Source organism: Candidatus Pantoea symbiotica (genome assembly GCF_056491525.1).
Window position 1 is genome coordinate 968,644 of the sequence record NZ_JBSZHR010000002.1, and the last position, 18,111, is coordinate 986,754.

20 protein-coding genes are annotated in these 18,111 nt (G+C 54.9%); 14 read left to right on the top strand and 6 right to left on the bottom strand.

Annotation, left to right across the window (positions count from 1 at the left end):
• Positions 1 to 88: 88 nt before the first annotated feature.
• The gene (locus tag ACXIZX_RS05040) at positions 89 to 484 is read left to right on the top strand and encodes a hypothetical protein (RefSeq protein WP_179451586.1); all 396 of its coding nucleotides are present in this window, start codon (positions 89 to 91) and stop codon (positions 482 to 484) included.
• Positions 485 to 542: 58 nt separating this feature from the next.
• Here the strand turns inward: ACXIZX_RS05040 and fur are convergent, their stop codons facing one another.
• The 4 genes from fur to ybfF form a co-directional block, all read right to left on the bottom strand.
• Positions 543 to 992 (bottom strand): ferric iron uptake transcriptional regulator, encoded by a 450-nt coding sequence (fur, locus tag ACXIZX_RS05045; protein WP_007890672.1) that lies wholly within the window; start codon positions 990 to 992, stop codon positions 543 to 545.
• 354 nt (positions 993 to 1,346) lie between these two features.
• Positions 1,347 to 1,877: a flavodoxin FldA gene (gene fldA, locus ACXIZX_RS05050; protein ID WP_008107028.1), complete on the bottom strand. Its 531-nt coding sequence runs from the start codon at positions 1,875 to 1,877 to the stop codon at positions 1,347 to 1,349.
• Between the two features lie 137 nt (positions 1,878 to 2,014).
• Positions 2,015 to 2,290: a LexA regulated protein gene (gene ybfE / locus ACXIZX_RS05055; RefSeq protein ID WP_007890670.1), complete on the bottom strand. Its 276-nt coding sequence runs from the start codon at positions 2,288 to 2,290 to the stop codon at positions 2,015 to 2,017.
• A 167-nt stretch (positions 2,291 to 2,457) separates the two neighbouring features.
• Positions 2,458 to 3,222 carry an esterase gene (gene ybfF, locus ACXIZX_RS05060; RefSeq protein WP_479403711.1) on the bottom strand — a complete coding sequence of 255 codons (765 nt, stop codon included), beginning with the start codon at positions 3,220 to 3,222 and terminating at the stop codon, positions 2,458 to 2,460.
• 248 nt (positions 3,223 to 3,470) lie between these two features.
• Here ybfF and seqA point away from each other — a divergent pair, with 248 nt between their 5' ends.
• Together seqA and pgm are read left to right on the top strand one after the other, a co-directional pair.
• Positions 3,471 to 4,010: a replication initiation negative regulator SeqA gene (gene seqA / locus ACXIZX_RS05065; RefSeq protein ID WP_061717375.1), complete on the top strand. Its 540-nt coding sequence runs from the start codon at positions 3,471 to 3,473 to the stop codon at positions 4,008 to 4,010.
• A gap of 24 nt (positions 4,011 to 4,034) precedes the next feature.
• A complete protein-coding gene (pgm, locus tag ACXIZX_RS05070; protein WP_479403712.1) occupies positions 4,035 to 5,675 on the top strand; it encodes a phosphoglucomutase (alpha-D-glucose-1,6-bisphosphate-dependent) in 1,641 nt (546 codons plus the stop codon).
• Positions 5,676 to 5,714: 39 nt separating this feature from the next.
• Here the strand turns inward: pgm and kdpE are convergent, their stop codons facing one another.
• On the bottom strand, positions 5,715 to 6,389 hold the full coding sequence (gene kdpE / locus ACXIZX_RS05075; RefSeq protein WP_008107021.1) for a two-component system response regulator KdpE: 675 nt from the start codon (positions 6,387 to 6,389) through the stop codon (positions 5,715 to 5,717).
• 247 nt (positions 6,390 to 6,636) lie between these two features.
• Between kdpE and ACXIZX_RS05080 the strand changes: the two genes are divergently transcribed.
• The 11 genes from ACXIZX_RS05080 to nei all read left to right on the top strand — a co-directional run bounded on the left by ACXIZX_RS05080 (position 6,637) and on the right by nei (position 15,877).
• Positions 6,637 to 6,837 carry a YbfA family protein gene (locus ACXIZX_RS05080; protein ID WP_008107019.1) on the top strand — a complete coding sequence of 67 codons (201 nt, stop codon included), beginning with the start codon at positions 6,637 to 6,639 and terminating at the stop codon, positions 6,835 to 6,837.
• A 151-nt stretch (positions 6,838 to 6,988) separates the two neighbouring features.
• The gene (locus tag ACXIZX_RS05085) at positions 6,989 to 7,945 is read left to right on the top strand and encodes a YbgA family protein (RefSeq protein WP_008107017.1); all 957 of its coding nucleotides are present in this window, start codon (positions 6,989 to 6,991) and stop codon (positions 7,943 to 7,945) included.
• A 12-nt stretch (positions 7,946 to 7,957) separates the two neighbouring features.
• The gene (gene phrB / locus ACXIZX_RS05090; protein WP_479403713.1) at positions 7,958 to 9,385 is read left to right on the top strand and encodes a deoxyribodipyrimidine photo-lyase; all 1,428 of its coding nucleotides are present in this window, start codon (positions 7,958 to 7,960) and stop codon (positions 9,383 to 9,385) included.
• Positions 9,386 to 9,403: 18 nt separating this feature from the next.
• Positions 9,404 to 10,147 carry a type 2 GTP cyclohydrolase I gene (locus ACXIZX_RS05095; protein WP_479403714.1) on the top strand — a complete coding sequence of 248 codons (744 nt, stop codon included), beginning with the start codon at positions 9,404 to 9,406 and terminating at the stop codon, positions 10,145 to 10,147.
• A 162-nt stretch (positions 10,148 to 10,309) separates the two neighbouring features.
• Positions 10,310 to 10,966, top strand: a complete 657-nt coding sequence (gene pxpB / locus ACXIZX_RS05100; protein WP_479403715.1) for a 5-oxoprolinase subunit PxpB — start codon at positions 10,310 to 10,312, stop codon at positions 10,964 to 10,966.
• Positions 10,960 to 11,892, top strand: coding sequence for a 5-oxoprolinase subunit PxpC (pxpC, locus tag ACXIZX_RS05105; RefSeq protein ID WP_154153361.1), 933 nt, complete (start codon positions 10,960 to 10,962; stop codon positions 11,890 to 11,892). The genes pxpB and pxpC overlap by 7 nt, the downstream gene beginning before the upstream one ends.
• Positions 11,882 to 12,619: a 5-oxoprolinase subunit PxpA gene (gene pxpA / locus ACXIZX_RS05110; RefSeq protein ID WP_479403716.1), complete on the top strand. Its 738-nt coding sequence runs from the start codon at positions 11,882 to 11,884 to the stop codon at positions 12,617 to 12,619. The genes pxpC and pxpA overlap by 11 nt, the downstream gene beginning before the upstream one ends.
• A 58-nt stretch (positions 12,620 to 12,677) precedes the next feature.
• On the top strand, positions 12,678 to 13,406 hold the full coding sequence (locus ACXIZX_RS05115) for a DUF969 domain-containing protein (RefSeq protein WP_008107005.1): 729 nt from the start codon (positions 12,678 to 12,680) through the stop codon (positions 13,404 to 13,406).
• Positions 13,406 to 14,422 carry a DUF979 domain-containing protein gene (locus tag ACXIZX_RS05120; RefSeq protein ID WP_479403717.1) on the top strand — a complete coding sequence of 339 codons (1,017 nt, stop codon included), beginning with the start codon at positions 13,406 to 13,408 and terminating at the stop codon, positions 14,420 to 14,422. The genes ACXIZX_RS05115 and ACXIZX_RS05120 overlap by 1 nt, the downstream gene beginning before the upstream one ends.
• Positions 14,423 to 14,429: 7 nt before the next feature.
• Positions 14,430 to 15,077, top strand: a complete 648-nt coding sequence (gene pcp / locus ACXIZX_RS05125; protein ID WP_008107000.1) for a pyroglutamyl-peptidase I — start codon at positions 14,430 to 14,432, stop codon at positions 15,075 to 15,077.
• 11 nt (positions 15,078 to 15,088) lie between these two features.
• Positions 15,089 to 15,877 carry an endonuclease VIII gene (gene nei, locus ACXIZX_RS05130; protein ID WP_479403718.1) on the top strand — a complete coding sequence of 263 codons (789 nt, stop codon included), beginning with the start codon at positions 15,089 to 15,091 and terminating at the stop codon, positions 15,875 to 15,877.
• A 437-nt stretch (positions 15,878 to 16,314) separates the two neighbouring features.
• On the opposite strand, the gene ACXIZX_RS05135 is transcribed toward nei, so the two are convergent.
• The gene (locus tag ACXIZX_RS05135; RefSeq protein WP_008107361.1) at positions 16,315 to 17,598 is read right to left on the bottom strand and encodes a citrate synthase; all 1,284 of its coding nucleotides are present in this window, start codon (positions 17,596 to 17,598) and stop codon (positions 16,315 to 16,317) included.
• Positions 17,599 to 18,111: the final 513 nt, after the last annotated feature.

The window sequence follows — 18,111 nt, forward strand, 5'->3', positions numbered from 1 at the left end:
ATTAAACCATTTGCCAGTGTGAAAAACTTTTTTTCAGGTAGGCTATGCGCTCTCAGCCGTTGCTCTGCGGGTAATCAAAGGATAAAAAATGACAAGTCTCGCCCTGGAAGCCAAACATAGCGTGGTGGTTTTACATCAGCTTATCGAACGTATTTTCAATCAGGCAGAAGGCAGTGATGACAGCATTGATCTGTTCTTGTCGTACTTTCATCCCGACTTCAAAATGGTTACGCCTCAGGGTAAACAGCTTGATCTTAATGAGATGGAAACACTGTTTCGCCAGTTGCAGGGGCAGCGTGAAGGGATGCGAATTGCCACCAGTGAGCACGCCATCATTTCGCAGCAAAGCGACGAAGTCACAATTCAGTATCGTGAATTGCAGATGATGAATGGCACCAATCAAAGCCGCATTTCTCTGGCGGTACTGGATTGCAGTACCGCCATTCCGCGCTGGCGCTACTTGCAGGAAACGCTCGTTGCCTGATTTCAGATATAAAAAAACCGGCTTAAGCCGGTTTTTTTATACTGCATAGCACACTCAATTACTTATCGTGGAGCGTATCGTCTTCGCGGCAGTCTCCCAGAGCACAGTGACCATACAGGTACAGGCTGTGGTTGCTAAGCTTGATGCCGTGGCGAGTGGCAATTTCACGCTGACGCGTTTCGATTGATTCATCGCTGAATTCGATAACTTTGCCACAATCCAGGCAGATCAAGTGATCGTGGTGATGTTGCTGAGTCAGTTCGAAGACAGATTTGCCGCCTTCAAAGTTATGACGGGTTACGATGCCCGCGTCGTCAAACTGGTTAAGAACGCGATACACCGTTGCCAGACCAATCTCTTCGCCCATATCGATCAGGCGCTTATACAAATCTTCCGCACTGACGTGATGGGACTCGGGGCCGGGTCCCTGAAGCACTTCCAGAATTTTCAGTCTGGGTAGCGTGACTTTCAGGCCAGCCTTCTTCAATGCGGAGTTGTTGTCAGTCATGCGGATATTGTCCTGTTACTTTGCTAGTCACTTGCGGCGCAGGGGCCTTGAATGTTTAGGTCAACGCGCATTCTCATTTGCGTCTCATTATAGAACTCAAGCAGTGAAATGAAAACCAAGGCAACGTCCTTAATCACCAAAGGTTGTAAGGATAACGTCACTAACGTCTTCAGGACGCTTGGGTTTTGGATTCCATTTCACTCAGCCTCATTCTACTGCCAGAGGAATAAGCGGATGACCATTGCGGGTATTCTACAGATTTGCGGGGAAAAGTTAAAAAACCGTAGCTATTATTTTTATAGGAAATTCCGTTGCCCGATGTGAGGCAGCGCGCACATCGGACAGAGCAGGGAATTAAGCTTCAATAATCTCTTTCAGCTGCAGCTCGTCGAAGATCTGCTTCACCCACTTCTCAACACGTTCGTTGGTCAATTCTGGCTGACGATCTTCATCAATCGCCAGACCCAGGAAGTTTTTGTCATCGGCCAGGCCTTTAGAGGCTTCAAAGTGATAGCCTTCGGTTGGCCAGTGCCCAACAATCACCGCACCGTTTGGCTCGATGATGTCTCGGATGGTGCCCATCGCATCACAGAAGTACTCGGCGTAATCTTCCTGATCGCCACAACCAAACAGCGCTACCAGCTTGCCATTGAAATCAATCTCTTCCAGCGTCGGGAAAAAATCATCCCAGTCACACTGCGCTTCGCCGTAATACCAGGTTGGAATGCCCAGCAGCAGGATGTCGAATGCATCGAGATCCTCTTTGGTGCTCTTAGCAATGTCATGCACTTCGGCGACATCTTTACCCAGTTGTTTCTGGATCATCTTTGCAATGTTTTCAGTGTTGCCGGTATCGCTGCCGAAGAAAATGCCTACGATTGCCATGGGTTAGGTAACCTCTTGAATCCTGATTGTGAAAGTAAGTCAGTTGACTGCACAGTTATGCGAATAATAGCAGACCGGTAAAAAGTGCGGAACTTGTAAAGCCGTGACTTTGTGTTCCAGCGTGCGGTCTTCGCGCGTTACGACAGTTTGAGCTGTGCCAGCAGCATTTGTTCAATCAATTCGCTGCGACTAATGTTTTGCTGATCGGCCAGCGTGCTGAGCGCGTCAACCGCCTCGCTCGACATCTTCAGCTCAACACGACGCAGCCCACGCACTTTATCGCGCTTGAGCTGGTTGCGTTTGTTGATGCGTAACTGTTCATCACGCGTCAGCGGGCTGGTTTTCGGGCGACCAGGACGCCGCTCGTCTGCGAAGAGATCAAGCGTAGTGCGGTCTGTCTGTTCTTTTGCCATGGTTTGTAAAACTGAGTGGGCGCGAACGGCGGAAAGGCGCTGCGCGATTAAAACATTATCGGCCCGACCACGGCGAAAAAATATCCGTGGCAAATTTTTAGCGCGACATCATACTCCAGCGCCTTCCCTGACGCCAACCCTAAAGCGCAAGCGGCAAGCTTTTGCTTTTACAGGTTAAAAAACCGCCGAACGGCGCGTAACACCGCATCGGGTTTCTCGGCGTGCACCCAATGTCCAGCTCCGCTGATCACATGTGCATGCGCCTGCGGGAACTGACGCAGCAGCGCATCGCGATGCTGATTATCCAGATAAGGCGAATCGCCGCCGCGGATAAACAGTGCCGGATGCGGCCATGCAGGAATCGCTTCCCAGCCGGAGATGGTGCTGTAGTTATCCCACAACACCGGCACATTAAAGCGCCATTCGCCCTCGGCTAAAGACTTGAGGATGAACTGGATCACGCCTTCTTCATCAATATGCTGGCGCATTACCTCAGCGGCCTCACTGCGGCGCGTGACGCCTGCGGCGGTAACGGCGCGAATAGCGGCAAAAATTTCGTCGTGGCGGCGCGTTTGGTAATCAACGGGTGCGATATCGATCATCACCATTTTTTCGATGCGTTCCGGCGCGATGGCACTGAGCGCCATGGCGATTTTTCCGCCCATCGAATGGCCAATCACACCAGCGCGATCGATCTGATGCGCATCCAGCGTTTCGACAATGTCCTGCGCCATCACGTGATAATTCATCTCATCGCTACGTGCCGACAAGCCGTGGTTGCGCACATCAACCTGCAGCGTCGGACGTACGTCACGCACCCCACGCGCCAGCACGCCAAGGTTATCAAGGCTGCCAAAAAGACCATGGATTAACAGAATCGGCGTGGCATCGGGGGCAGATTGTTCAGTTTGCAGACGGGCGTTCAAAATCATGGCTAAAGTTCTTACGGTTGTGACCTTGGCTTAGGTTATCATGGATTCACCTGTCCAGCAGTCAGGCCGGTGGGCATTAGGGCATATTCCGACTTTTGCCCGGAAACGATGCCAACGCTATCGGCTGCCACGGATTTAACTTTATAATCCTTATGTTAGAACCCGCTCACGTTTTGCACGACTGGATTTTGCTAAGGCCGTTGCACTAATGCGTGGTTCTGTCATTTGCCAGAATCGTACGGAAAAAGATGAAAACGATTGAAGTTGACGAAGAACTCTACCGTTATATTGCCAGCCACACGCAGCACATTGGTGAAAGCGCCTCTGATATTTTGCGCCGCATGTTGAAGTTCACCGCCGGACAGAGCGCACCTGCTGCGCCCGCCGCTGGTGCATCAGTGAAAGAAGCGCAACCTGCCAGCCGCGAAGCGCGTCCTCAGGATCGCGTCCGCGCGGTACGTGAGCTGCTGCTCTCCGATGAATATGCCGAGCAGAATAAGGCGGTTAACCGCTTCATGTTGGTACTGTCAACGCTCTATCGTCTTGATCCGGCAGCGTTTGCTGAAGCGACTGCCTCGCTGCAGGGCCGTACCCGCGTCTATTTTGCGGGCGACGAGCACACGCTGCTGCAAAATGGCACCCATACCAAGCCGAAGCACGTTCCCGGCACACCGTACTGGGTGATCACGAATACCAATACAGGTCGCAAATGCAGCATGGTGGAACACATCATGCTGGCTATGCAGTTCCCACAGGAACTGACAGAGAAAGTTCGCGGCACCATTTAACTGAAGCGTCAGGGAGAAGCGCCAATGGCCAATCACCCCCGTGCCGGGCAACCTGCCCAGCAGAGCGATTTGATTAACGTTGCACAATTAACCTCGCAGTATTACGTCCTGAAGCCCGATGTGGCGAATCCGGATCATGCGGTGAAATTTGGCACTTCAGGCCACCGCGGCAGCGCGGGACGCCAAAGCTTCAACGAACAGCACATTTTGGCGATCGCGCAGGCGATTGCTGAAGAGCGCAAAAAGAATGGCATCACCGGTCCATGCTACGTCGGTAAAGACACGCATGCGCTGTCTGAGCCGGCGATTCTGTCCGTGCTGGAAGTGCTGGCCGCTAACGGCGTGGACGTGATTGTGCAGCAGGACAACGGCTATACGCCAACGCCTGCTATCTCTAACGCGATTCTTGAGCACAATAAACGCGGCGGCGCGCAGGCGGACGGCATCGTTATCACGCCTTCGCACAATCCACCGGAAGATGGCGGTATCAAATACAATCCGCCAAACGGTGGCCCGGCTGATACCAACGTCACCAAAGTGGTGGAAGATCGCGCTAACCAGCTGATCAAAGGCGAGCTGAAAGACGTGAAACGTCTGCCGCTGGATCAGGCATGGGCGAGCGGTCACATTGTTGAGCAGGATCTGATCCAGCCGTACGTTGCAGGTCTGGCGCAGGTGATTGACTTCGCCGCCATCCAGAAAGCCGGCCTGAAAATTGGCGTCGATCCATTAGGCGGTTCCGGTATTGCTTACTGGCAGCGCATCGCTGAGCACTACAAGTTGGATCTGACCATCGTTAACGATGCGGTCGACCAGACTTTCCGCTTCATGCATTTGGATAAAGATGGCGTGGTGCGTATGGACTGCTCATCTGAATGCGCGATGGCCGGTTTGCTGGCGTACAAAGACAAATTCGACCTGGCCTTTGGCAACGATCCTGATTACGACCGTCACGGCATCGTCACGCCTGCGGGTCTGATGAATCCGAACCACTATCTGGCGGTAGCGATCAACTACCTGTTCCAGCATCGTCCGCAGTGGGGCAAAGAGGTTGCTGTTGGTAAAACTCTGGTTTCCAGCGCAATGATCGACCGCGTCGTCAACGACATTGGCCGCAAGCTGGTAGAAGTACCGGTTGGGTTCAAATGGTTCGTTGATGGTCTGTTCGATGGCAGCTTCGGTTTCGGCGGTGAAGAGAGCGCTGGCGCATCCTTCCTGCGTTTCGATGGCTCAGCCTGGTCAACCGATAAAGACGGCATCATTATGTGCCTGCTGGCCGCTGAAATCACCGCAGTAACTGGCAAGAACCCGCAGCAGCATTATGACGAGCTGGCTGAGCGCTTTGGTGCGCCAAGCTATAACCGTCTACAGGCTCCGGCGACTTCGGCACAGAAAGCGGCACTATCTAAGCTGTCACCAGAAATGGTGAGCGCAGATACGCTGGCGGGTGATCCGATCACCGCGCGCCTGACTGCCGCGCCGGGTAACGGTGCGTCAATCGGTGGTCTGAAAGTGATGACGGAAAACGGCTGGTTTGCCGCGCGTCCATCAGGTACCGAAGACGCTTACAAAATCTACTGCGAAAGCTTCCTGGGTGCTGAACATCGTCAGCAAATCGAGAAAGAAGCGGTTGAGATTGTTAGCGAAGTACTGAAAAACGCCTGATAGGGCGGTGAAGAGAAAAGGCCGCTTAGCGGCCTTTTTTTATGGCATAAATCGATAGCCGATGCCGGTTTCGGTCAGCAAATGGCTGGGCTGCGTGGGATTCGCTTCCAGCTTCTGCCGCAAGTGGCCCATATAAATGCGTAAATAGTGGCTGTGCTCCACCGCATTCGGGCCCCAAACCTGATTCAGCAACTGACGCTGGGTCAGCACTTTTCCGGCATTATTCAGTAGTAAGCTCAGCAGACGAAACTCCGTCGGCGTCAAATGCACTTCCTGTTGGTTGCGCAGCACGCGCCGCGCCGCCAAATCGACGCTGACTTCGCCAAATTTCACAATCGGTTCAGGCTGGCTGCTTTGATGGCGACGCAGCGCCACGCGCACGCGCGCCAACAGTTCACCAATGCCAAACGGCTTGGTGAGATAATCATCCGCACCGGCATCCAGCGCATCAATCTTATCCTGCTCATCGCTACGCGCAGACAGCACAATCACCGGCATGCTGCTCCACTGGCGTACTTCACGGATAAAGTCATTGCCATCACCATCCGGCAAGCCGAGATCGAGGATCACCAGATCGGGCTTACGCGTTGCCGCTTCAATCAGGCCGCGCTGCAGTTGCTCCGCTTCCACAATTTTAAGGCCTTCGCTCTCCAGCGCCAGGCGCACGAAACGGCGAATCTCTTTTTCATCTTCCACTATCAAGATGGTCGTCACGCTGCCTCCAGCGGCAAAAAAGTTAACGCATCACTTTAGCAATAAAGCGGCCCGGCGTCCGTCACGAAGTTTTTAACTTGAAGAGATCGTTAAATTTACAATTTTGTAACTAAATTTCATTACCACTTAAATTGATGGAAAAAAGCGCAAATATAGTGGTCGGATGAGTAGTAAAATTACACAGCAACGGGTAATATCTGAACCAGATCACATTTCAACGCAATGTTTACCACAAGGGGGCCAAAAAATGGATCGAGCATATCCACTGTATAAAATCGTACTGCGCCGCGTGCTGGTGGTAGCAATCGGTTTGCTGGCGCTGCCAGTAATGTTATTCCGCTCGGATCGCGCGCGTTTGTACAGTTACCTGCATCGTATGTGGTGCAAAACCAGCACTAAACCGGTCTGGCTGGCGCAGTCGGAAGCGGCTGCCGGCATTCACTGGTAAGCAATTTCAGCGCAGTATTAACCCGGCGACTTCCCGCGAAGCGCCGGGTTTTTTTATCGATAAATTCACGCCCACCGCGCGTTAGCGCTGTTATCCCCGCGCATTTCAGCTACACTTAAAACCTCTACAAGATTTCTGAGGTTGTACAAGTATGAGCGAGAAAATTCCTGTTGGTATCAGCGCTTGCCTGCTCGGAGATAACGTCCGATTTGATGGCGGCCACAAACGTTTTGCCTTCGCCACCGACGAACTCGTGCCATTTGTGCGCTTTGAACCTGTATGCCCCGAAATGGCGATTGGCTTGCCGACGCCGCGTCCGGCTTTGCGGCTGGTAAAAGAGAGCGATGAAAATATCCATCTCTGTTTCAGTAAAGATGGCGGCGAAGAGGTGACAGAAGAGATGCAGCGCTGGTCCGCTGAGCGGGTCAAGTCGCTGCATCATCTGTGCGGCTACATTTTGTGTGCCAAATCGCCAAGCTGTGGATTGGAACGCGTCCGCGTTTACGAGCCTGAAACCAACAACAACCGTAAAGCAGGCACCGGCATGTTTACTGCATTCCTGCAGAAAGAGATGCCGTGGCTGCCGCTGGAAGAGGATGGTCGTTTGCACGATGACGCTATCCGTGAAAACTTTATTGGCCGCGTTTACGCGCTGCATGAATTCAACGAAATGTGGCGCAGCGGATTATCACGTCACAAGCTGATGGCCTTCCACAGTCGTTACAAACTGCTACTGCTTTCTCACGCGCAGGATGAGTATCGCGAAATGGGTCGTTTTGTCGCGGCGATGGATCAGTGGGATTCGCTGGAGGATTACGCCTTTGAGTACCGCAATCGCCTGATGCACCTGATGTCACATCAGGCATCACGACGCAATCACACTAACGTGCTGATGCATGTCCAAGGTTACTTCCGTCCACAGCTGAGTTCGCCGCAGCGTCAGGAGCTGGCGCAACTGATTGATCGCTATCGTCTTGGCGTGCAGCCACTGTTAGCACCGATCACCATGCTGAAACACTACATGGCGGAATATCCGCATCCGTGGCTGGCACAACAGCGCTACTTTGATCCTTATCCGGAAGCGCTGCGTTTGCGCTACGGACAATAATTTCGGGGCTTTATGACCACCCATTTAGTTTGGTTGCGTAACGATCTGCGCATTAATGACAACATGGCGCTGGCCGCTGCCTGCCGCGATAGCCAGGCTACAGTGATTGCGCTGTTTATCGCCACACCACAGCAGTGGCAGCAGCACCACATGGCACCTAAGCAGGCGGCGTTCATCCAGCAAAATCTCCTTTTGTTGCAGGCATCGCTGGCCGAACGCGGCATTCCTTTGCACTTCCATCAGTGTGATGACTTTGCCGCTTCGATTGATCACCTGGCGGAATTTTGCCAGCAGCAGCAGGTTGATGCGCTGTTCTACAACTATCAGTACGAAATCAACGAACGGGAACGCGATGCCAGGGCGGAGAAACGTCTGGATGCGCAGGGCGTGATTTGTCAGGGATTCGACGACAGCCTGCTGTTGCCGCCGGGCAGCGTGCAAACCGGCAGTAATACCATGTTCAAGGTGTTCACGCCGTTCAGCAGAGCCTTTGTTCGTCGCCTGCATCAGGGCTTGCCGGAGTGCTATCACGCGCCGAAAGCGCGTGACGGCGCGCCCATCAGCATCAAAAAGAAGATTCCCGCCTTTGATTATCCCTGTGAAGCTTTTGATGACAGCGTGTTCCCGGCAGGGGAAGAGGCCGCGTTAAAACAGCTGCGCCACTTCGCCAAACAGGCGGTGCAACATTATCCGGATCAACGTGATTTGCCGGCCATTGACGGCACCAGTCGGTTATCGGCCTATCTGGCGATTGGCGTGTTGTCGCCGCGTCAGTGCCTGCATCGCGTATTGAAAGAGCATCCCGATGCGCTTAACGAGGGCAAGGCTTTTACCTGGCTGAACGAACTGATCTGGCGCGAGTTCTATCGTCATCTGATGGTGGCATTTCCCGCGCTATGTAAGCATCAGCCGTTTGTCGACTGGACGCGCAACGTGGATTGGCAGCAAAACGAAGCGCACCTAAAAGCCTGGCAGCAGGGTAAAACCGGCTATCCGATTGTTGATGCAGCCATGCGCCAGCTCAACACGCTCGGCTGGATGCACAATCGCTTGCGCATGATTACAGCCAGTTTCCTGGTGAAGGATCTATTGATCGACTGGCGTGAAGGCGAGCGTTATTTCATGCAGCAGTTGATCGATGGCGATCTGGCCGCCAACAACGGCGGCTGGCAGTGGGCAGCGTCAACCGGCACCGATGCCGCGCCCTATTTTCGTATCTTCAATCCCACCACGCAGGGCGAGCGTTTTGATAAACAGGGCGCGTTTATCCGTCAGTGGCTGCCGGAATTAAAGGAAGTGCCCGACAGCGATATCCATCAGCCGCAGGTGTGGGCGCAGAAAAATAACAAGAAACTCGATTATCCCGCGCCAATCGTGGAACATAAGGACGCACGTAAAAAGACACTAGACGCCTTTGAGCGCGCTCGCAGCGCGGCTTGAGGCGGTCAGGGAGCCGTAATGAATAATGTCGAGTTAGAACAGATCGTCAATCAGCAGCTGAACAACAGCGCCTTCAGCGACTATGCGCCGAACGGTTTGCAGGTTGAAGGACGCGCCGAGGTCAAAACCATCATCACCGGTGTAACCGCTTGTCAGGCGTTGCTGGATGAAGCGGTGAAGCGCAACGCCGATGCGGTGCTGGTGCATCACGGATACTTCTGGAAAAGCGAAGCGCCGGTGATTAAAGGCATGAAACGCCAGCGTCTGCGTACGCTGTTAGCCAATGATATCAACCTGTATGGCTGGCATCTGCCGTTGGACGCGCACCCCGAGTTGGGTAATAACGCGCAGCTGGCGCGCCTGTTTGATATTGAAGTGAAAGGCGAGATTCAGCCGCTGGTGCCGTGGGGCGAGCTGGCAGAACCAGTGAGTGGCGCGGCGCTGGCGCAGAGAATTGCCCAGCGATTAGGTCGCACACCGCTGCACTGCGGCGATAACGCACCGGCATTGATCAAGCGCGTTGCCTGGTGCAGCGGCGGCGGTCAGGGTTTTATCGATAGCGCAGCAGCCTTTGGCGTTGATGCCTTTATTACCGGCGAAGTTTCTGAGCAAACCATCCATAGCGCGCGCGAACAAGGTTTGCACTTCTTTGCCGCTGGACACCACGCGACCGAACGCGGCGGGATCAAGGCACTGGGCGAATGGTTAGCCGCCCATCATGGCCTTGATGTGACCTTTATCGACATCGATAATCCTGCCTGATTCTTCCATTCTCACGCCCTTAACCTGCGTTTAAGGGCGCAAATCTGTTGACACATCTCTGTCACTTTCGCATAACTTATTGCCTTTACGCATTAACGAGTTGCCCGGTCGCCATGAAAGGCGACCCTACGTTATGTTTTGAATTTGACCAGGAGGTTGTTTTTGCAACGAGCACGTTGTTATCTGCTAGGTGAGCGCGCGGTGGTGCTGGAACTGGAACCGCCGGTTTCGTTGACCAGTCAGCAGCGCATCTGGGGATTGTGTCAGCGACTGCAGCAGAACGAGCAGGTAGAGGAAGTGATTCCTGGAATGAACAACCTGACGTTGCTGCTGCGCGATCCGCAACTCAATGCATTGGACGCCATTGAGCGTTTGCAGCGCTGGTGGGAAGAGAGCGAAGCGCAGCTGCCGGAATCGCGTCGGGTTGAAATCCCGGTGGTGTACGGCGGCTCGGGCGGGCCTGATCTGCAGGTGGTGGCGGATCGCGCCAACATGACGCCAAAGCAAGCGGTAGAACTGCACAGCAGCATCGATTACGTGGTCTATTTCATCGGCTTCCAGCCTGGTTTCCCCTATCTCGGTGGCCTGGATGAGCGTTTACACACGCCACGCCGTGCTGAGCCGCGCGTGATTGTGCCGAGCGGCTCAGTGGGCATCGGCGGCAGCCAAACCGGCATCTATCCGTTAGCCGCGCCTGGCGGCTGGCAACTGATTGGTCACACACCGCTTAGCCTGTTCGATCCACTTCAGCATCCACCGACACTGTTACGGCCCGGAGATAGCGTGCGCTTTGTGCCGCAGCAGGAGGGCGTATGTTGAAAATTCTCCGCGCGGGCATGATGACCTCGCTGCAAGACCACGGCCGCACCGGCTTCCGCCAATACGGCATCAGCGTAGGCGGCGCGCTCGATCAACCGGCAATGCGCACCGCCAATATGCTGGTGGGCAACCCCGAACAGAGCGCGGTGCTGGAAATTGTGCTGGGACAATTTAAAGCGCAGTTTACCCGCGACGGTTGGTTTGCGCTGACGGGTGCGGGCTGCAATGCCGATCTGGATGGCAAACCGGTCTGGACAGGCTGGCGTCTGCCGGTGAAAAAAGGGCAGGTGCTGACGCTTGCAACGCCAACGCGCGGCATGCGCAGCTATCTGGCGGTCAACGGTGGTTTTGCCGTGCCGGAAATGCTTGGTTCGGTGAGTACCGATCTTAAGGCGGCGTTTGGTGGCTGGCAGGGACGTAAGCTGCAGGACGGCGACGAACTGCCGTTGGGCAAACCGACGCGCGACTTCAAAGATAAAGCCGGCGTGCGTCAGCTGCTGTGGGGCAACCGCATCCGCGCCTTAGCGGGCCCGGAATATAACGAGTTCTCGCGAGAGGCGCAGCAGGGTTTCTGGCGCAGTCCGTGGAAGCTTAGTCCGCAAAGTAACCGCATGGGCTATCGCCTGCAGGGGCGTCAACTGCATCGCGATGCAACGCGCGATTTGCTGTCGCACGGTTTAGTGCCCGGTGTGGTGCAGGTTCCGCCCAATGGTCAGCCGATTGTGTTGATGGCGGACGCACAAACTACCGGCGGCTATCCGCGTATTGCCTGCATCATCGAAGCCGATCTCTATCATCTGGCGCAAATTCGCCTCGGCGAACCGATTCACTTTATCCACTGCACGCTGGAAGATGCGATTCACGCCAAACAGCATCAGCAACGTTCCTTCGACCAAATAGCCTGGGGATTGGCACATGAAGATTGATCTTAACGCCGATCTCGGCGAAGGCAGCGCCAGCGATCAGGAACTGCTGACGCTGGTGAGTTCAGCCAATATCGCCTGCGGCTTTCACGCCGGTGATGCGCAAACCATGCTGCAATCGGTGCGCTGGGCCAAAGCGTCTGGTGTGGCGATTGGTGCTCATCCAAGTTTCCCCGATCGGGAAAACTTTGGTCGTACCGCCATGCAGCTGCCGCCAGAAACCGTATATGCGCAGATGATCTACCAGATTGGTGCGTTGAAAAGCATTGCGGAGAGCGAAGGCGAACGGCTGGTGCACGTCAAGCCGCACGGCATGCTGTACAACCAGGCGGCGGGCGATCCACAACTGGCGGATGCCATTGCGCGTGCGGTGAAAGCCGTGGATGCCGGATTGATTCTGGTAGGATTGGCGGGCAGCGCATCAATTGCGGCGGCGGCGCATCATGGTCTGCGCACCCGCGAAGAGGTGTTTGCCGATCGCGGCTATCTGGCGAGCGGGGCGTTAGTGCCACGCAGCCAGCCGCAAGCGATGATTGAAGATGCCGACCAGGCGCTGGCGCAAACGCTGGCGATGGTACAGCAGCGTCAGGTGCAGAGCATCAGCGGAGAATGGGTCAAGGTTAACGCCGAAACCGTCTGTTTACACGGTGATGGCGCACACGCGCTGCAGTTCGCCCGCACGCTGCGCGCCGCCTTTGCGACACATCAGATTGCTGTCACCAGCGCATAACGTTTTACTCATTGCCCGGCATCACGCCGGGCTTTGTCTTTTCACATAAGGGAACAACATGGATAACGTGGTAAACCTCTGGCCGCTGTTGGGTATTGCCGCCATCATTCTGGGTTTTGTGCTGCGCTTTAACCCGGTGCTGGTGGTAATTGTGGCGGGCTTCGTCACCGGATTGGCGGCGCATCTGCCGCTGGCAGACATTCTGGAAAAACTCGGCTCAGGCTTCCTCAATACGCGCAACCTGCCGCTGATTCTGCTGCTGCCGCTGGCTGTTATCGGTTTGCTGGAGCGTCATGGTCTGAAAGAGCGTGCGCAAAGCTGGATCGCGCAGATCAAAACCGCTACCGCCGGCCGCTTACTGATCGTCTACCTGTTTGTGCGTGAAGCCACCGCCGCGCTGGGCTTAACCAGTCTCGGCGGCCATCCGCAGATGGTGCGTCCGCTGCTGGCACCGATGGCTGAAGGCGCTACCGAAAACCGTTACGGTGACGTCCCGCCAGACGTGCGCCATCGTCTGCGCGCCATGTCTGCGGCGACCGATAACATTGGTCTGTTCTTCGGCGAGGATATCTTCGTTGCCTTTGGCGCGATTATCTTTATGCATAACTTCATGCAGGAATCTGCCGGTATCAGCACCGAACCGCTGCACATCGCGTTGTGGGGCATTCCTACCGCCCTTTGCGCTTTCCTCATTCATTCTGCTCGTCTGGTGCGTCTTGATCGCCAGCTGTCGCGTGAATTAGGCGCGTTGAACCAGCAGGCGCTGAACGCCAAAGGAGGGAAGTAATGTTCCAGCAACAATATTTGATGTGGCTGGCAGGGGTGATCCTGCTGGTGGTTGCCGTGCTTTCCTGGCGTGACAGCGCTAACCCGCGTCGTTTTACCACCGGGCTGTTCTGGGCATTGTATGGTCTGATTTTCCTGATTGGTGAGGGTGCTTACCAGCTGATGGGACAATGGGCGGGCGATGCCGAACTGGGCCGCCGCTGGTTGCATATCGGCGTGGGCGTGGCCGTGGTGTTGATGGCGCTGATTGCCGGTTTCGGCGGCGTGCGTCTGGGCCGCTATCATCAGCGCAGCGACGAGCAGAAACAGGAGAGCGCTAAACGTCTGCATAACAAACTGTTCCTGCCAGCGCTGGCGATTCCGCTGGTCACGGTGATTGGCGTGCTGGCGTTTAACCATATTCCCGGCTTGCAGGACAGCGTGTTTGGACCCGGTAATCACTCCACATTGGTGACGCTGTTCTCAATGATGATTGGTTGCCTGCTGGGCTGGCTGATCGCGTTGAAAATTACCCATGAAAAGCCGCTGCAGTCGATGCAGGAAACCCGTCGTCTGCTGGATGCGGTGGGTTGGGCATTTATCCTGCCGCAAATTCTGGCCACGCTTGGTTTGCTGTTCACCAGTGCCGGTGTCGGCACGGCGATTTCGCATCTCACCGAGCAGTATCTGGCGGTGGATAATCGTCTGATTGCCGTCGCGGTCTATGCGGGTGGCATGGCGTTGCTGACCATGGTGATGGGTAACGCCTTTGCTGCCTTCCCGATTGTGACCGCCGGCATTGGTATTCCGATTCTGGTGCTGCAACACGGCGGCAATCCGGCGGTGATGGCGGCGATTGGTATGTTCTCCGGCTATTGCGGCACGCTGATGACACCGATGGCGGCCAACTTCAACATCGTGCCAGCGCGCCTGCTGGAGCTGCCGGACCGCAACGCGGTGATCAAGGCTCAGGTGCCAACCGGTGTGCTACTGTTGGTAGTGAATATTTTCCTGCTCTACTTCCTGATGTTCTTGTGAGGTTGCAATGAAAACGGTGTTAATGACGGCGTTTGAGCCCTTTGGTGGCGAAACTATCAACCCTTCGTGGGAAGCGGTGCGCACTTTTGACGGCAAAGAGATCGCCGGTGCGCGCATTGTGGTACGCCAGTTGCCGGTGGTGTTTGCTACCTGCGGTGAAGTGCTGACGCGCGCGCTGGACGAGATTCAACCCGATCGCGTGCTGTGTGTTGGGCAAGCTGGCGGCCGCGCCGATATTACGGTTGAACGTGTCGCAATCAACGTAGACGACGCACGTATTCCGGATAACAACCAGCAGCAACCGATCGATCAGCCGATTGAGGCGGATGGCCCGGCGGCCTATTTCTCCACGCTGCCGATCAAAGCGATGGTTGCCGCGCTGCGCGAAGTGGGCGTGCCGGCTTCGGTATCGCAAACTGCCGGCACCTTCACCTGTAATCACGTGATGTACAGCCTGCTGCACTGGATCCACACCACCAACAGCAAGGCGCGCGGCGGTTTTATTCACATCCCGTATATGCCGGAACAAGCGGTGCACCATCCGGGCGTGGCCAGCATGGCGACGTCTAGCGTGATTCAGGCGCTGGAAACTTCGCTGCAGGTGATTCTGAGTACCGAAAATGATATCCGCGTCGTCGGTGGCGCCACGCATTAACAGGAGTTGTTATGCCTGAGGGACCGGAGATCCGCCGCGCGGCGGATCAGCTGGCAGAGGCAATGGTCGGCAAACCACTCACCGATGTGTGGTTTGCCTTTCCACAGCTGAAAACCTACGAACCGGCGTTGATGGATGCCACCATCAACGCCTTCGAAACACGCGGTAAAGCGTTGCTCACCCACTTCTCTAACGGTTTGACGCTCTACAGCCACAATCAGCTGTACGGCGTGTGGCGCGTGGTTCCAACCGGCACGCAGCCGAATACTACGCGCCAGCTGCGTGTGCGGCTCGCTACCGCGGATAAAACCATTTTGCTGTATAGCGCATCGGATATTGAGCTGCTCAATGCTGATACCTTAGCGGCGCATCCGTTTTTGCAACGTGTAGGCCCGGATGTGCTGGATGCCAGTTTAACGGTGGAAGAGGTGCGCGAGCGTTTGCTGTCGCCGCGTTTTCGTCGTCGCCAGTTCAGCGGCTTGCTGCTCGATCAGGCCTTTTTAGCTGGCCTCGGCAATTATCTGCGCGTGGAGATTTTGTGGCACGCCGGATTGCTGGCGTCGCATCGGGCGCAGGATCTCAGCGAGCAGCAGCTGACGGCATTAAGTGAGGCGATGCTGGTGGTGCCGCGTTTGTCGTATCAGATGCGTGGCAGCATGAAGAAATATCACGAAGAGGCAGCTTTTCGCTTCGAGGTGTTTCATCGGCAGGGCAAAAAGTGTCGGCGATGTGGAGCGGTGATTGAGAAGGGCGTGCTGTCATCGCGGCCGTTTTACTGGTGTCCGGGATGCCAGTTGTAGCGCTGCGTTCAGTGCCTAACGCTGGTGCCTGGTTTTCGTAGGGTTCGCATTTATGCGCACCAGGTCGCCATGAATGGCGACCCTACGGAGTTTGTAGCGATTGTGAGTCAAGAAAACGTACTGATGCTACAGCGCGGGTGTTGAGGCGACATCCCAAACCGCTGAACGATTGAGGGATTCCAGGGCGAGCCGCATGGATGCGGCGAGAGGTGGCGTTGAGCAGGAGCGAATCGACACCGGTCCGTCAGGAATCGTGAATGAGTGAAGGGACCGCGCAGCGGCGGGTTGGGCTGGCGCAGGGCCCGGGAGTGCAGAGGGCGTGGCCATGACGCCCTCTGCTCGGTCGCCGCACCAAGGTGCTGCAACTGCTTAGCACATGGCGAACGAAAGTCGCTCTGCGCTTAACTAATCGGCGTTGCCAGATGGCCGCCTTTCTCTTATTTATCCAGCGCCGAGGTGAATGGACGCTCGGTGTAACCGGTATACAGCTGACGCGGACGGGCGATTTTCATGCCTTCGTCGTGCATCTCTTTCCAATGTGCAATCCAGCCCACGGTACGCGCCATCGCGAAGATCACGGTAAACATGGAAGACGGGATGCCCATCGCTTTCAGAATGATGCCTGAATAGAAATCGACGTTTGGATAGAGTTTACGTTCGATGAAGTACGGGTCGTTCAGCGCGATGTGTTCGAGCTCCATCGCCACTTCCAGCAGATCATCTTTCATGCCCAGTTCGTTCAGCACTTCGTGACAGGTGTCGCGCATCACGGTGGCACGTGGATCGTAGTTTTTATACACGCGGTGGCCGAAGCCCATCAGACGGAACGAATCGTTCTTATCTTTCGCACGTTTAACAAACTCAGGGATGTGATCAACGGTGCTGATCTCTTCCAGCATGCGCAGTGTCGCTTCGTTGGCACCGCCGTGCGCCGGTCCCCACAGTGAAGCGATACCGGCGGCGATACACGCAAACGGGTTCGCGCCTGAAGAGCCTGCGGTACGCACGGTAGAGGTTGAAGCATTCTGCTCATGGTCGGCGTGCAGAATCAGAATACGGTCCATCGCGCGTTCCAGTACTGGATTCACTTTGTACTCTTCGCAAGGCGTGGCGAACATCATATGCAGGAAGTTACCGGCATAAGAGAGGTCGTTACGCGGATACACAAACGGCTGGCCAATCGAGTACTTGTAGCACATCGCCGCCATGGTCGGCATTTTCGACAGCAGGCGGAACGCAGCGATTTCACGGTGACGTTCAATGTTGACGTCTAAAGAGTCGTGATAAAACGCCGCCAGCGCACCGGTCACACCACACATCACTGCCATTGGATGCGAATCGCGGCGGAAGCCGTGGAACAGTCGGGTGATTTGCTCGTGGATCATGGTGTGGCGGGTAACGGTGGTGCGGAACTCTTCAAACTGGGCTTGGGTCGGGGCTTCGCCATTCAGCAGGATGTAACACACTTCGAGATAGTTTGAGTGGGTTGCCAACTGATCAATCGGGAAACCACGGTGTAACAGAATACCTTCGTCACCATCAATAAAGGTGATTTTAGATTCGCAGGACGCCGTAGAGGTGAAGCCGGGATCGAAGGTGAACAGGCCTTGAGAGCCAAGGGCGCGGACATCAACAACATCTTGTCCCAGCGTGCCTTGCATCACGTCCAGTTCAACAGACGTATTATCTTGTAGGGTTAGCGTCACTTTTTTATCTGTCATTATTTCGTCTCCATAGCGCCTTTAAGGTAAGGATCTTAGACACCAGAATAGCCTCCATGTTGCATAAAACCACAATCTTCCCAGCATCACTCTACGGTAACGTTGGTTAGGCAAGGTTACAGAGTAAACGCTGAATTTGGGCCATTCGGTGGCATCGGGGCATGACATGCTGCACATCGAGGATGTTAAAGTTCCTGTCACGACATAACTTCTTGGTAACCAATAACCTGATGCTTTATATAACTTGTATTGGCAATGTTACATAACTTGAGCTTAGGGGAAAGTGTATCCCCATAACTTTTGTGCATCATAGGGCTTTAATGCGATTGTTTGTAACTGAAATGTTGATTCTTTGTCAAATCAGATAATTAAAAATGTATAAATTGTGAAATTCGTGAAGGTGATCACTGTTCAGCCTAAATGTGACCAAAGAGATTGTAGGGGAATTGTAATCAGAATGTGATCCTCCTATACTGCGGCCAGGTCTCCGGAACACCCTGACACCAGGAGCCA

Excerpts from the sequence above, each read along its gene's own strand:
- ACXIZX_RS05040 (WP_179451586.1), top strand. The coding sequence starts at position 89 with ATGACAAGTCTCGCCCTGGAAGCCAAACATAGCGTGGTGGTTTTACAT.
- fur (WP_007890672.1), bottom strand. The coding sequence starts at position 992 with ATGACTGACAACAACTCCGCATTGAAGAAGGCTGGCCTGAAAGTCACG.
- fldA (WP_008107028.1), bottom strand. The coding sequence starts at position 1,877 with ATGGCAATCGTAGGCATTTTCTTCGGCAGCGATACCGGCAACACTGAA.
- ybfE (WP_007890670.1), bottom strand. The coding sequence starts at position 2,290 with ATGGCAAAAGAACAGACAGACCGCACTACGCTTGATCTCTTCGCAGAC.
- ybfF (WP_479403711.1), bottom strand. The coding sequence starts at position 3,222 with ATGATTTTGAACGCCCGTCTGCAAACTGAACAATCTGCCCCCGATGCC.
- seqA (WP_061717375.1), top strand. The coding sequence starts at position 3,471 with ATGAAAACGATTGAAGTTGACGAAGAACTCTACCGTTATATTGCCAGC.
- pgm (WP_479403712.1), top strand. The coding sequence starts at position 4,035 with ATGGCCAATCACCCCCGTGCCGGGCAACCTGCCCAGCAGAGCGATTTG.
- ACXIZX_RS05080 (WP_008107019.1), top strand. The coding sequence starts at position 6,637 with ATGGATCGAGCATATCCACTGTATAAAATCGTACTGCGCCGCGTGCTG.
- ACXIZX_RS05085 (WP_008107017.1), top strand. The coding sequence starts at position 6,989 with ATGAGCGAGAAAATTCCTGTTGGTATCAGCGCTTGCCTGCTCGGAGAT.
- phrB (WP_479403713.1), top strand. The coding sequence starts at position 7,958 with ATGACCACCCATTTAGTTTGGTTGCGTAACGATCTGCGCATTAATGAC.
- ACXIZX_RS05095 (WP_479403714.1), top strand. The coding sequence starts at position 9,404 with ATGAATAATGTCGAGTTAGAACAGATCGTCAATCAGCAGCTGAACAAC.
- pxpC (WP_154153361.1), top strand. The coding sequence starts at position 10,960 with ATGTTGAAAATTCTCCGCGCGGGCATGATGACCTCGCTGCAAGACCAC.
- pxpA (WP_479403716.1), top strand. The coding sequence starts at position 11,882 with ATGAAGATTGATCTTAACGCCGATCTCGGCGAAGGCAGCGCCAGCGAT.
- ACXIZX_RS05115 (WP_008107005.1), top strand. The coding sequence starts at position 12,678 with ATGGATAACGTGGTAAACCTCTGGCCGCTGTTGGGTATTGCCGCCATC.
- ACXIZX_RS05120 (WP_479403717.1), top strand. The coding sequence starts at position 13,406 with ATGTTCCAGCAACAATATTTGATGTGGCTGGCAGGGGTGATCCTGCTG.
- pcp (WP_008107000.1), top strand. The coding sequence starts at position 14,430 with ATGAAAACGGTGTTAATGACGGCGTTTGAGCCCTTTGGTGGCGAAACT.
- nei (WP_479403718.1), top strand. The coding sequence starts at position 15,089 with ATGCCTGAGGGACCGGAGATCCGCCGCGCGGCGGATCAGCTGGCAGAG.
- ACXIZX_RS05135 (WP_008107361.1), bottom strand. The coding sequence starts at position 17,598 with ATGACAGATAAAAAAGTGACGCTAACCCTACAAGATAATACGTCTGTT.